The sequence below is a fragment of the Megasphaera vaginalis (ex Srinivasan et al. 2021) genome, from assembly GCF_000478965.1.
Classification (GTDB): Bacteria; Bacillota; Negativicutes; order Veillonellales; family Megasphaeraceae; genus Megasphaera; species Megasphaera vaginalis.
The window spans coordinates 15,404-28,714 of sequence record NZ_AWXA01000035.1 but is presented as its reverse complement, the minus strand read 5'-3'; the positions used below and the strand labels follow the sequence as shown (position 1 = coordinate 28,714).

9 protein-coding genes and 1 other annotated feature (1 of these 10 running past the window's edge) are annotated in these 13,311 nt (G+C 50.5%); of the genes, 8 read left to right on the top strand and 1 reads right to left on the bottom strand.

All coding sequences use genetic code 11. The features are described 5' to 3' along the window. Positions 1 to 194 precede the first annotated feature (194 nt). The 8 genes from HMPREF1250_RS05955 (at position 195) to sdaAA (ending at position 12,682) form a co-directional block, all read left to right on the top strand. Positions 195 to 713, top strand: coding sequence for an ECF transporter S component (locus tag HMPREF1250_RS05955; RefSeq protein WP_023053720.1), 519 nt, complete (start codon positions 195 to 197; stop codon positions 711 to 713). A 175-nt stretch (positions 714 to 888) separates the two neighbouring features. After that, entirely contained in the window at positions 889 to 1,944 is a 1,056-nt protein-coding gene (locus HMPREF1250_RS05950) for an ADP-ribosylglycohydrolase family protein (RefSeq protein ID WP_023053732.1), read from the top strand. Between the two features lie 60 nt (positions 1,945 to 2,004). Further along, a complete protein-coding gene (locus HMPREF1250_RS05945) occupies positions 2,005 to 2,751 on the top strand; it encodes an IclR family transcriptional regulator (protein ID WP_023053728.1) in 747 nt (248 codons plus the stop codon). A gap of 220 nt (positions 2,752 to 2,971) precedes the next feature. Continuing rightward, the gene (locus tag HMPREF1250_RS05940; protein WP_023053725.1) at positions 2,972 to 3,931 is read left to right on the top strand and encodes a 4Fe-4S cluster-binding domain-containing protein; all 960 of its coding nucleotides are present in this window, start codon (positions 2,972 to 2,974) and stop codon (positions 3,929 to 3,931) included. A gap of 151 nt (positions 3,932 to 4,082) precedes the next feature. Continuing rightward, the gene (locus HMPREF1250_RS05935; RefSeq protein WP_023053733.1) at positions 4,083 to 7,490 is read left to right on the top strand and encodes a PD-(D/E)XK nuclease family protein; all 3,408 of its coding nucleotides are present in this window, start codon (positions 4,083 to 4,085) and stop codon (positions 7,488 to 7,490) included. Then, on the top strand, positions 7,477 to 11,097 hold the full coding sequence (gene addA / locus HMPREF1250_RS05930) for a helicase-exonuclease AddAB subunit AddA (protein WP_023053739.1): 3,621 nt from the start codon (positions 7,477 to 7,479) through the stop codon (positions 11,095 to 11,097). Before HMPREF1250_RS05935 ends, addA begins: the two co-directional genes overlap by 14 nt. Before the next feature lie 29 nt (positions 11,098 to 11,126). Further along, the gene (sdaAB, locus tag HMPREF1250_RS05925; RefSeq protein WP_023053718.1) at positions 11,127 to 11,786 is read left to right on the top strand and encodes an L-serine ammonia-lyase, iron-sulfur-dependent subunit beta; all 660 of its coding nucleotides are present in this window, start codon (positions 11,127 to 11,129) and stop codon (positions 11,784 to 11,786) included. 8 nt (positions 11,787 to 11,794) lie between these two features. Continuing rightward, the gene (gene sdaAA / locus HMPREF1250_RS05920; protein WP_023053736.1) at positions 11,795 to 12,682 is read left to right on the top strand and encodes an L-serine ammonia-lyase, iron-sulfur-dependent, subunit alpha; all 888 of its coding nucleotides are present in this window, start codon (positions 11,795 to 11,797) and stop codon (positions 12,680 to 12,682) included. 69 nt (positions 12,683 to 12,751) lie between these two features. On the opposite strand, the gene HMPREF1250_RS05915 is transcribed toward sdaAA, so the two are convergent. Further along, complete coding sequence (locus HMPREF1250_RS05915; RefSeq protein ID WP_023053717.1) at positions 12,752 to 12,958, bottom strand: hypothetical protein; 207 nt, start codon at positions 12,956 to 12,958, stop codon at positions 12,752 to 12,754. A gap of 199 nt (positions 12,959 to 13,157) precedes the next feature. Further along, positions 13,158 to 13,311, top strand: a binding site (T-box leader) (it continues 62 nt past the right edge of the window).

Here is a 13,311-nt window from a genome sequence, read left to right as displayed (position 1 = left end):
AACATCCGGCGGCAATTACGGGGAGCAAGAGGTAAGGTGACGTTCACGTATAGGGTAAAAATCATTAATTACGGGAATTATGACGCAGATCCGCCGATCAAACTGTACATATTAAGACTTTAGTTTCTGGATATATTAATCGGGTCAGTATTGCGTTATAATTACATATTATACGTATATGGAGGTAAGGATTGATGGTACAGAAAAGAAACGGATTTACTGCAAAGCGATTGACGATCGCAGCTTTATTCATGGCTATGAATATGGCGCTCAGTTCGGTGGGAATTCCCGTTCCCGGCGGTCATTTGTATATTAATGATATCATCATTTGTTTGGCAGCGTTGCTGTTTATTCCTAAAGAGGCGTTTTTTATTGGCGGTATCGGTGCTTTTTTAGGGGATTTCTTTTTTTATCCGGCGCCTATGTCTGTATCTTTGGTGACGCATGGTATTCAAGCTTGGGCTATTTCTGCAATTGTGCACAGAAATAGCGGTGACATGAGCAAGGGAGAAGCGGTAACGGCTTTGTTAATCGGCGCTGTCATTATGGTTGTCGGGTATTCCTTGGGCCGGGCTTATGTATACAGCACGCCCATGTACGCGTGGATAAAGCTGCCTTTTGAGATATTGCAGGCCTTGATCGGGGTGATCGGCGGCTATGTGATTTATTTTCACACGGGAATACGCAAACTGTGGAAGCATTATTTTCCCTGATCGCCGGTGTTACGGCTGCAGCGTAGATGGGGGATAATTTGCCAAATTCTGTGTATTTTTGTTATAATGTAATCATAAATTTTTAATTATATAACATAATCGATAAAAAGTAAATCCAGAACTTGATATTATATACGGCGATGAAAAGGACTGCTGCTATAACGGAGGAGAAATTATGGAGACCTTGGATCGTTTTACAGGGTGCATGTTGGGCGGAGCGTCCGGAGATGCCTTAGGCTATTTAATCGAGTTTGATGATCTGCATACGATTCGCAGGAAATATGGGCCCTACGGCTTGCGGACGATTTTGAAGTCTAAAGTGAACGGCAATCAAGGGCTGATTTCCGATGATACGCAGATGTCGTTGTTTACGGCCGATGGCTTGTTGTGGGCGGCACAAGCCGGATTGGAACCGCAGGAAGGCGTCTTTCGGTCATATATGCGCTGGTATTATACTCAGACGGAGCGAATTGTCAGTCCGGAACAGATGGCATGGATGAAGCGTCAGGAGCACGAAATACAGTGGTCCTACGATCTCATGGGGATACAGTCTCTCTATGCGCGGCGAGCTCCCGGAAAAACTTGTCTTATGACCTTGGCTACAGGTCGTCGTTTTACGGAAACGAATCTGCCGAACGCTCGTTGCGGCAGCAGTGCTGTCATGCGCGTAGCGCCGGTCGGCTTGTTTTTTAGCGGTGACTGGGAACGGGCGTTTGCTGTCGGGGCGCAGACGGCTTGCCTGACACATGGTGATTTGACGGCTCGTTTGGCGGCCGGAGCCTTGAGTCTGCTGATTGCCCAACTCAGCAGCGGCGCCGCCTTGGCGCCGTCATTGGAGTCTATGATGCAGGTCGTGAAACGGCAAAAGGGCAGCGAAGCGCTGCTGGCCGTGTTGGATAAAGCGTTTGTTGAAGCGGCTTCGGAACATGGTGCCGTGCAGGCGATGAAAGAGATTGGCACCGGCAATACGGCGCGGGAAGTTCTGGCGCTGGCAATTTACTGCATCCTCAAAGCCGATTCCTTAAAAAACGCTGTGATCATGGCTTGCAATCAAGATGGCGCCAGCGATTCCTGCGGGGCTGTTTGCGGCAATATCGGCGGCGCTTTGTACGGGGCGACTGCCGTTCCCAAAAATTGGTCGAATAATCTGGAGTGCCGCGGTATTGTCGAGCAATTGGGGGATTGTCTTTATCAATATGGACGGGGCGGCAAGAAAAGTAATGCTTCTTGACAGGGACGGACGGGATCTTATAATAAAGGCAAAAGAAAAGCTTCCGAGGAGGAAACGGGTATGATTGAATCCATTGATCGCGCGTTGGCGATCTTACAACTTTTCTTGAAAGAAGAACGGCCGCTGAGCGTGACGCAGATCAGCAAGATGATGGGACTGTATAAGAGTACTGTCAGCAGAACGATGGAGACGATGGAGGCGCGCGGCTTTATCAGCAGAGATAAGGACACGGGACTTTATTGGCCGGGGTTGCAGATTTATTCGTTAGGCATGCTTTTTCGTGAAAACGGATCTATCCAAAAGGTTGCTTATCCATATGCCAAAGCCCTTGCCAGTAAATTTGGCGAAGGTGTGCATATGACGACTTTTTCCGTAAATGAATCGGCTTATCCGCAGCATGTCATTTTGGAAAAGATAAAGTCATCGGCTTCCGTTGATGTCGCCCCGCCGATCGGTTCCGTTCGTCCCAGCCACTGTGCAGCATCGGGTAAATGCCTGCTGGCTTTTGACGAGGCATATCGTAAACGATATGAAGGTTGTGATCTGAAGCGCTTTACGGAATATACGGTCATCGATTGGGATACATTGAATGAAGAGTTGGCTTTGATTCGAAAAAATGGGTATGCCGTTGAACGGGAAGAGGTAGAAATCGGCATGGCTTGTATTGCGGCTCCGATTTTTTCTCATCAGCGAGTCGTTGCGGCGATCAGTTTGTCTGCCCCTTTGTCACGTTTGACGGAGGAACTTTTGCCGGAGATCATCAAAAGCGTGCAAAAAACGGCCAAGGAGATATCGCAAGCGCTGTAATCATGTAGAAGGGGGGAAGCCAGGGGAGGTCCTTTCCCTCTTTCTGTTTTTTTATTCTCAATATAGAATGTACGCATAGAGAATGATTATATTGCATCTTTTATATGTATTTGATGTTTAGCAAAAATGTGGTAAAATAGGGTGTAATTATATTGTCTACTTTTTTTGTAATGTATAAAGTCTGACAATATACAGATTGTCAAGGAGTAAGGAGTCTGCTATGAAAGTTCGACATTTTTGCCAGCCGGCGCCGAATCAGATGGTATATAAGACCAGAGAAGGCGGCGCCACAGTGACTGTATTTGTACCGTATGACTGTTATAATAATTGTCCCTTCTGCATTAATAAAGAAGAGTATGCGGATCCCGTCGGTTTTTCTGCCGAAAAAATTTGCCGAAGCATTAAGACGATGGACCGTATTACACCGAATTGTGATTTTGTTTTCACTGGCGGGGAGCCTTTTGCGGATTTGCAAATTTTACAGCAAATGCTTGATGTCGTACCGTTGACGCATAAGGTCTACATCAATACGACGTTGCCGATTTCCAGCGTACAGAGTGAAGAGGACATTATCCGTTTTACGGAGCGAAATAAGCATAAAATTACCTGCATTAACGTTTCCCGGCACATGCAACATTATGTTGTCGAGTCCAATGACACGTTACTGTCGAAACTGGCTGTGCCGTTTCGAATCAATTGTGTCCTGTATAAGAAATATCCTTTTCGGGAAATGGTACCGTATTTGGAACGGTTTCTCCGCGTTGCCGGCGCTTCTATTCAGTTCCGATTTGATTACACGGAGACGACGCTCGATAATTTGTATGATGAAGAGCATGACGGGATTTTGGCGGATTTGCGCAAGCTTTCCTCCTATGTCGGCCTTGACGGCTGCCGGATGCGTTGCGGGTTTCATTTTGACTACAAAGGCTTGGAACTGACTTATCATAAGACGTTGCCATACAGCACTATTGTGGAAAAAGATGGGAAGGACGGCGTTACTTATGATATTCTTTACGATATTTTGATTAAACAGAATGGCGACATTCATTCCGACTGGGATGGCACGCCGCTGGACATTAAGGCATACGAAAATGTAGTGTTCGAACCGTATGATCTGCAGTGGCTCCAAGAGCGCCGCCAGAATAAGGTTTCGCCTTTGCCGGCGGCAGCCGTGATTTGATACAAAAAGGGAGAATTAACAGAAATTTTCTGCTAATTCTCTCTTTTTTTTGCGAGCAAGACTCACGCGGAAATTTATTTTAAAAGTCCATCCCTTATGATACAATATAGGTATCTGTTGTTTTGAGAAATACATTCGAGGGCGTGATGGAATGGCTGTAACGGTGCTTTTCGGACAGGCCAGAAGCGGAAAAACGACATACTGCTTTGAACAGATGGCGACTCTGGCGGCGCAGGACTTCAAAACGATGCTGTTGGTTCCGGATCAGGCGACATACGATACGGAACGAAGGTTTGCAGACTTTATGCCCGGAAAAGGATTTATGGGCGTATCTATTACCGGGTTTACACGGCTGGCGTATCACGTGCTGCAGGAACGGGGAAAAGAAAAAACGCCTTTATCCGATCTGGGGAAGACGCTTATTTTACAGCGGTTGCTGCGCCGTTATGCGGATCGGTTTACCGTTTTGCAGACAGCGGCTAGGCAACCCGGATTTGCCGCTGCAGCAGGACAGTTCCTTTGGGAATGCCGTTCTTTTTGTGTCACTGCCGATGATTTGCGGAGGTGTGCGTCGACTGTTGAGGAGGGGCCGTTGGCGCGTAAGCTGAAAGACATGGCCCTGCTTTATGAGGTGTATGAGGCTTTTCTTGCCGAACGGTTCGGGTCCGTTGATGACACGCTGACGATGTTGACTAAAGAAGTTGGTACGTATACGTATCTTCAGGGCGCCCAAGTCTGGGTAGACGGATTTCAGTGGTTTACGGCACAGCAACTGGCGGTATTGAAAGCGATAGCTGCCGTTGCGGCAAATGTGACGATTACGTTGACGATGGATCGTGACCGGTTGCCTTCACAGCGAAAGGAGACAGCGCTTTTTCATCGGGCCTATGAGGTATACAATGAACTGAAAAAAGCGTTTCCGACACTTCAAGTGCATACTGTCAGATATAACGCCGCTGACGAGCTGATGCAACTGCGCGACGATTTTTTCCATGTCGTGCCGAGGCAAGCGCCGGTTCCCTTGACGCGGCTTCATCTTACGGAATGCAGCAGCAGGGAAGTGGAAATCGACGGTGTGGCAAGAAAGATCATGGCCCTTGTGCAGACCGGGCACCGTTACCGGGATTTTTTGGTCATTGTTCGCAATACGGCACAGTACTGCCATTTTGTGGAACGGATTTTTCGGCGCTACGGGATTCCCTGTTTCAGCGATTACAGACGTCCTATGCACGCGCATCCTGCGGCGGAGGCAGTTGTCTCGCTTTTGCAGGTGCTGACAGGGCGATGGAATCATGAAGCGGTTTTTCAGCTGCTGAAAACAGATCTTATCGATTTGCCGCGTCAGGCCGTTGATGAACTGGAAAACTACTGCCTGGCATACGGCATACGCGGCGATCAATGGCTGTCCGAAGCGCCGTGGCAATATACGGAAATGCGTTTCCCCGGACAGCGCTTGACGTCCGATGAGGCAGATATGCTGCGGCATATCAATGAGCTGCGCGAGGCGGTACGGAAAATACTTTTGCCGTTCTGGCAAGAAGGTCGTGGTGAAAAAAGTTTACGCCAATGGTGTACGCTGCTGTACCATTGGCTCCTTCGCCTGGGGATTCCGGAAAAGCTGGAAGCCTGGCAACGGGCTGACGAAGAAGCCGGGCAGATGGTTGAGAGCAGAGAGCATGAGCAGGTATGGAAACGGATCGTGGAAATTCTCGGAGAAATCGTCACCCTTTGCGGTGATGATACGGTCTCGGTCGGCGCGTTCTCGGAAATTATTGCAGATGCCTTTGACGGCTCGGAATTCACCTTGATTCCGCCGACGCTTGATCACGTGACCTTAACTGCGATCGATCGGGGATATACGTTACAAGGCCGAGTGGTTTTCATTTGCGGGCTGAATCATGGCGTTTTTCCGCAGGTACAGACAGAAGACGCCCTTTTTAACGATACAGACCGCCGTAGCTTAGATACTGTCGGATTGCATCTGGCGCCGAGCAGCCGGTTCCGTTCTTTTCAAGAACGATTTCTTTTTTATTTAGCCTTGACCCGGGCTCGGGATGAACTTTGGCTTTCCTATGTTTTGACGGATGAAGAAGGAAAACAGTTGCCGCCGGCCGCATGGGTCAGGCAGCTGCTGGAAAAAAACTATATCGTTTTGCTGCGGCGTTTAAAAGAACTGATGCCGGCAGGTGAAGAAAAGGAATACTTGTATACCCTTTCTTCCGCTTTGACATACTTGCCGCAGCAGCTTCAGCCGGCAGTGAAAAGAGAACCTGTAGGCGATATTTGGTGGGGATTGTACGATTGGGCGTTGCAGCATGCTGGCGGCTCCTTGTGGCAGCAGTCTCTGGGGAGCCTGTTTTATCATAATCAGGCCTGTGCGTTGGCGGGAAAGACGGTGAGGAAGCTCTTTGCGCCTGACGGATCACTGCGTGGTTCGGTTACCAGATTTGAGCAGTACAGGCAGTGTCCTTTTGCTTATTTTGCAAAATACGGATTGGGACTGCGGGAACGGGAAACCTACCAATTTGACGCAGCCAACTCCGGCGTGTTCGTGCACGGCGCATTATGCGCCGTCAGTGAGGAATTGTTGCGGCAGGGAAAACAATGGCGTGATCTCGCTTGGGGTGAGATCGAGACGATTTGCCGGGAAGCGGCTGAAGCCTGGGTTCCGTATATTCGCAATAATATTCTTGCCGCCAACGGATATTATCAGGAGATCAAGACACGACTGGTTCAAACGTTGGTAAGAAAAGTGCGGATACTGGTTCTTTTCAGCCGGGCCTCGGCCTTTGAAATGGCCGCCGTTGAAGCTTCTTTCGGGAGAGACGGACATGATTGGGAACCGTTGCGTTTTACCTTGCCCGGCGGTTTGGAAGTTGTACTGACGGGGCAGATTGACAGAGTAGATGTTTTGCGTCGAGACGGCAAAACGTTTATCGTCGTCATTGATTATAAGTCCGGCAGGAAATCGTTGGATCTGCTGGATGTGTATGCGGCAGTTGAGTTGCAGTTGTTGACGTATATGGCCGTTGCCTTGCAACATTTCGGCAGCGGCGCCGCGCCGGCAGCCGTACTTTATTGCCGTGTTCGCAATGATAAAATCAGTTTTTCCCGTTTGCCGGAAGAGCGGGAAATGGAGCAGGCTTATCATGACCACGACAAGGTGCAGGGGTTTTTCACCGCTGATTTTGAACGGATACGCTCCTTGGATAAAACGATTGACTCCGGTTCGCAATTCCTGGAAGTAACGTTCAACAAAGACGGCAGTGTGCCGAAGAATTCCACTGTTTTGTATAATGACGGGGATTGGGATTCGCTCTTGTCTCTGGTACGGCAACGTATCGGCGCGATTGCCGCGGCCATTGACGCCGGTAAGATTGATATAGCGCCGCTTAAGCGCGGCAACCAAACGGCTTGCGTTTATTGTGCCTATCATGGAATCTGTGCGTTCGACAGTCGTTTCAGAGGAAACAGCTATACGGTGCCGGTTATAACTGAAAAAAAGAAAGTGATGGAAATTCTTCGGCAGGAAGGAGGCGCGACAAATGGCTTGGACTGAAGAACAGCAAGACGCGATTTTCAGCCGCAAGGAGACGTTGCTTTTATCGGCAGCCGCAGGATCCGGCAAAACGGCGGTACTTGTAGAACGAATTATCCAGCGCCTTCTGTGTGCCGACGATCCCCTGGATATTACCGAGCTTTTGGTTGTAACGTTTACCAAGGCTTCCGCTGATGAAATGCGGGAGCGTGTTGCGGCAGCGCTGACGGCGGTCTTGAGCGCCGGGCCGAATGAGCAGGCGGAACGGCAGCTTGCTTTATTGCCGTCAGCACAAATATCAACAATCGACTCTTTTTGCCGGAACGTGCTGCGTCGCTATTTTTATCTCCTTGACCTAGATCCGCAAGCCAAGGTCGCCGGTGAAGAAGATTTAGCCGTTTTGAGGCGCAACGTACTGGAAGCGCTGTTTTTACAGTATTATGAAACGGAAGACGCGGCAAAGCGCGAGCGTTTTCGTAACGTAGCCGATATGTTCGGTAGCGATAGAGGCGATGAGGAGTTTATGGATTTGATCAATCGGCTCTATGTGTTTTCGCGAAGTATGCCTTGGCCGGATTATTGGCTTGATTGTTCCTGTGCAGCGTACGACCTGCCGCCTGCGATTGCTCTTGATGCTGTTCCGTGGATCGAGCCGGTAAAAAAACAGATTCACAGCGCATTGCAGGAAGCCGTTGCCGTTTATGCCGCCTTGCTGCGTGAACTGTCGGGACGTGCCGCCTTTGCCAAGGTCAGCGCGGCGTTAACGGAGGAACAATCCCTGTTTCGTGCGGCAGATGAGCAAGTATCCTGGGCAGGGCTGCAGCAAGCCTTTACCGATATGCGTTTTGTCAGATTACAGCTGCGAGGGTTGGACGAAGCGGAGAAGGAGCTTTGGGAGCAGGTCAAGGGTGAACGCAGTGCCGTTAAAGAAGTGCTCATAACAGATATCGGCAATGTCTATTTTTCCGTAGACAGTAAGCAATGGCTGGACGGGTTGCGGCAGATGGCGCCGGCGATACGATCTTTGATAACGATTGTCAAAGATTTTGCCGCCGCTTACGAAATCCGGAAGAAAGAAAAAGGCTGGCTCGATTTCAGTGATCTGGAACACTTTTGTTTGCGCATTCTTTTGGATCCCGTCTCGACGCCTCTCCATGTCGTTCCTTCCCTGGCAGCGCTGGAATTGCGGAAGCTATTTAAAGAAGTGATGATCGACGAGTACCAGGATACGAACGGCGTACAGGAGTTGATTACCAGTCTTGTATCCAGTGGGGACAATCGTTTTATGGTCGGTGATATCAAGCAAAGTATTTATCGTTTTCGCCTGGCGGATCCGACGTTGTTTTTGCATAAATATAAAACATTTACAACCGATAAAACGGCGGACAGACGGGAGCGTCGGATTGATTTGTCAAAGAACTTCCGCAGTGCCGCTGCCGTTATTGACAGTGTTAATGAGGTGTTTTCTTACGCGATGACGGAAGCCGCCGCAGGTATGATTTACAGTACGGCGGAGCGGCTCTACTGCGGGCGGAATGACGGCGAAGAAGGGCGTGTGGAAGTACATCTGTTTGATAAAGGAGCGGCCGGTTCCGATGATCGTGAAGAAAAAGAGGCGTTGTCGGCCTTTGAAGAAGAATGCGGCATCGTTGCACGGCGGCTTCGCGAATTGCGGGAAGAAGGGCTGACCGTTGCGACTAAAGACGGCGGCAGAGAGCCGCTCTCTTATCGTCATATGGTTATCCTCTTGCGCTCAACGGCGGATAAGGCCGAGTCTATGGCGGAAGCTTTACAACGAGAAGGGATTCCGGCGTACACGGAGCAAAAAGGCGGATATTTCGCTGCCGTAGAAGTGGAAATGATGTTATCCCTGCTGCGGTGTATTGATAATCCGGAGCAGGATCTGCCGCTGGCGGCGGTTCTGCGTTCACCGTTAGTCGGCCTGAATGAAGAAAGTCTGGCGGAACTGCGCCTCGTCGGCAGCGGTACGCTGTGGCGGAATCTGCCGTCTTATGCGGCGGCGCTGCCGGCCGGACTGAAGCGGGACAGCGTGCAGCACTTTTTCCATCTTTTCACCTGTTGGCGGACGTTTGCCAGGCGCAGCAGTGTTTCCGAGCTGTTGCAGAAAATTTACGATGATACCGGTTATTTATCCTATGTTGGCGCTATGGAAGGCGGATCTTTGCGTCAAGAGAACTTGAAGGCGCTGCGGGAACGGGCGCGGGTGTATGAAGATAACGGGTATCGCGGCCTTTACCGCTATTTGCGCTTTATTGATATGCTGCGCAGCAATAATCATGATTTGGCGCCGGCTAACGGGCTCGGCGAGGGAGAAGACGTTGTTCGCATCATGACGATCCATAAGAGCAAGGGGCTGGAATTTCCCGTCGTTGTTGTCGCAGATATGGGCAAATCATTTAACCGCCAGGATTTTAAATCTCCCTTGCTTTTTCATAATGAATTGGGCATCGGTATTAAAGTTTATCATGAAAAGTGGCGGGCTTATACGCCTTCGCTGGCGTGGAACAGCATCAAGCAACGCCGGATTTGGGAAGATAATGCCGAAGAGGAACGACTGTTGTATGTCGCCATGACGCGAGCGAAGGAACGGCTGATCCTTGTCGGTAAGGCCGCTGATTTGGAGAAAAAATGGCGGCAATGGCAGCAGCGGCCAGATCCCTTGCGGGCTAAAACGTATCTCGACTGGATTTGTCCTGTCTTCGCCGCGGCGATTCCGTATCACGGCGAAGCGGCAACACGGCCTTGGATCGTGCGGCGGCTCTGGCATGTTTATTTTCATCAACAAAGGAGCGGTGCCGTACCGGTGCGGCCGCCGGAACCGGATCCCCGCCTAGCTCTTGTCCGCGATGGACGGCATACGGGGACCGAGGTACCTTCTTGGCTGGAAAAGAGGCTGGTCTGGCAATATGCATATCCGCAGGCCGTTGTGACGCCGGCCAAGGTTTCGGTATCGGAGCTCAAGCGTCAATCGGTACAGACAAAGGCCGCGGCTGCGGTTATGGCGGAAGAGGCCTTGTCCCTGTTTCCGGAAAAAGGGACAGTCAGTCCTTTCCGGGAACCTCCTGCATGGCTGGCTGCAGATATGCGGACGACGAAAAGCGGGACGTATAGAGGAACCGTTTTTCATAAGGTGATGCAATATTTGCCGTTGCGGCAGCTTTCCGGTAAGGCGGAACTGGAGGAAGCGCTGGCGGCATTACGCAATAAGGGCATTCTTTCCGCCGAGGAAGCGGGGCTGGTCGACGGCCAGGCGATTCTCGACTTTTGCGCATCGCCGCTGGGGCGCCGGTTGGCGGCGTCTCCACAGGTGTACCGGGAATATCCGTTCAGCGTTTTGCTCTCGGCGGCTCCTTATTTGCCGGCGCTGGAAAAGGGAGAGACCATAATGGTACAAGGCGTCTTGGATTGTCTCTTCCGAGAGGGGAACGGTTGGGTATTGCTTGACTACAAGACGGATCATCTTGACACCGCCGCGGCTTTCAAAGCGCGGTATCGCGTGCAGCTCGACTTATATAAGCGGGCGGTAGAGCAGATTCGTCATGAATCGGTCAGCAATGTATATATTTATAGTTTTTATTTACAGCAGATCATTCCGTTTACTGTATGATTTGTGTACACCAAAGGAGGTCTTTTGCAATGGGTGTCTTTGACATCGTCGGGCCCGTAATGATCGGTCCTTCCAGCTCACATACAGCCGGAGCGGCACGTATCGGCGGCATGGCCCGCAACATTATGAATGAAGAAATCAAAGAGGCTGTGATTACGTTGTACGGCTCCTTCGCCAAAACGTATAAGGGGCACGGCACGGACAAAGCATTGGTTGCCGGTTTGCTCGGCTTTTCTGCCGATGACGTTCATCTGCGCACGTCTTTTGCGATTGCCGACGAGCGCGGACTGAAGGTTACGTGGAATCGTTCGGATGCCGACGTGTCTCATCCGAACACGGTGCGTATCGCCATGACCGGTGTTTCGGGGCGGAAAATGGAAGTGCTCGGCGTTTCTCTCGGCGGCGGCAAGATGGAAATACGGGAAATCAACGGCGCCGCCGTCGCTCTCGGCGGCGAAGAGCATACGCTGATTACGATGCATAACGACCGGCCCGGCATTATTGCGCAGGTCACGACGATTCTGGCCATCGGACAGATCAATGTTTCCAACATGCGCGTCTTCAGAAGCGCGAAGCATGCCAACGCCGTCATGATCGTCTGCACGGACAGTCCGGTGCCGGCGGAGATGGTTGCCGTGATCAGTAATATTACGGCTATTGAAAGTGTTATTACCTTATTACCCTTATAGGAGGAACCATGTTTACATATGAATATACGACACTCCGTGAGCTGCAGGAACATGCCGATCAAAGCGGCCTGACCCTTTCGGAAGTTGTTGTGCGCCATGAGATGGAAACGGCTGAAGCGTCAGAAACGGATGTTCGGGCCTTGATGGCTTCACGGCTGGATGTTTTCAGAGAATCGGTTGCTGCCGGACTGAACGATACGGGCAGATCCGTCAGCGGACTTGTCGGCGGCGACGCCGCAAAATTGCAGGCACAACAAGCGCTGTTGCTGGGACCGCTGGCGCATAAGGCGGCAGTTTACGCCTTGGCCGTCAGTGAGGCGAATGCAAAGATGTTCAAAGTGGTTGCGTGTCCGACAGCCGGTTCCTGCGGTATCGTTCCGGCCGTATTGATGGCTGCTGCCGAAGAACTGGAAGCAACGGAAGAACAGCGTGTCAATGCTCTCTTTACGGCGGCCGGGATCGGTGCTGTCGTTTCCCGTAATGCGACCGTTGCCGGCGCCGTCGGCGGTTGCCAGGCCGAATGCGGCACGGCAGCCGGTATGGCTGCCGCTGCCGTGGCGGAGTTGGCGGGCGGTTCCAATGAGGCGGTCATGCATGCATTCGCTCTTTGCTTAAAAAATGTCCTTGGACTGGCCTGTGATCCCGTTGCCGGCCTGGTGGAAGTTCCCTGTGTCAAGCGGAATGCCGTTTTTGCCGTCATGGCCGTCGCGGCTGCTGAAATGGCTTTAGCCGGTGTCCGCAGCGTCATTCCGCCTGACGAAGTAATCGAGGCCATGGCGGAAATCGGCAGGTTAATGCCCGTTGCTTTGAAAGAAACTTCAGATGGCGGCTTGGCTAAGACGAAGACGGGAAAAGAAATCACCAAACGGTTGGAAAAAGAAATGAATAAGAATTAAGTCGATTATAGAAAAAACGTGCATACAATTTTGTATGCACGTTTTTATGATGTCGTAGTCGGAAAGTTTCTAGCGGTTGTCTGCAGAAAGATAGGTGTTGGCGACGGAAGTCGAATGAATTTGCACCGGATCGGACGCGAAAACGGGCTGGCCTTCGAGACGGCGGTAAATAATACGGCATAAGCTGGCCGGAATGGGGGCGGTCCTGTCCTGACCGATATAGGAGAGAAGCAACTCGCTTTCAAATGTACTGAGTTCGATGCATTTGGTTTTCATAAAATATCCCTCTTTATCTCTGTGCAACTACAATATATAGGAGCATAATTATTTTTTATTCTACTATAAATACAATCTTTTGACAACCTGTACGACGGAATCTTTTGATATCAACAACAAATCAGGTAACGAAAAGAAAAAAGTTCTTGACAATTTGTATAAAGTCAGTATAATTGAGAGCACAATATAATTTCAAAAGAAAAAAGTATTGACGGAAAAAAGTAGGATTGCAGATACCTTTACAGAGAGCTGATGGTCGGTGGAAATCAGCAAGTGATGCAATGTGAAGTTCTTTCCTGAACTGCGAAGCTGAACACAAAAGTAGGCTGAGCCGGCGTGGCTGTCGTTAATGT

Coding starts and splice junctions, on each gene's coding strand:
- HMPREF1250_RS05955 (WP_023053720.1), top strand. CDS start 195: ATGGTACAGAAAAGAAACGGATTTACTGCAAAGCGATTGACGATCGCA.
- HMPREF1250_RS05950 (WP_023053732.1), top strand. CDS start 889: ATGGAGACCTTGGATCGTTTTACAGGGTGCATGTTGGGCGGAGCGTCC.
- HMPREF1250_RS05945 (WP_023053728.1), top strand. CDS start 2,005: ATGATTGAATCCATTGATCGCGCGTTGGCGATCTTACAACTTTTCTTG.
- HMPREF1250_RS05940 (WP_023053725.1), top strand. CDS start 2,972: ATGAAAGTTCGACATTTTTGCCAGCCGGCGCCGAATCAGATGGTATAT.
- HMPREF1250_RS05935 (WP_023053733.1), top strand. CDS start 4,083: ATGGCTGTAACGGTGCTTTTCGGACAGGCCAGAAGCGGAAAAACGACA.
- addA (WP_023053739.1), top strand. CDS start 7,477: ATGGCTTGGACTGAAGAACAGCAAGACGCGATTTTCAGCCGCAAGGAG.
- sdaAB (WP_023053718.1), top strand. CDS start 11,127: ATGGGTGTCTTTGACATCGTCGGGCCCGTAATGATCGGTCCTTCCAGC.
- sdaAA (WP_023053736.1), top strand. CDS start 11,795: ATGTTTACATATGAATATACGACACTCCGTGAGCTGCAGGAACATGCC.
- HMPREF1250_RS05915 (WP_023053717.1), bottom strand. CDS start 12,958: ATGAAAACCAAATGCATCGAACTCAGTACATTTGAAAGCGAGTTGCTT.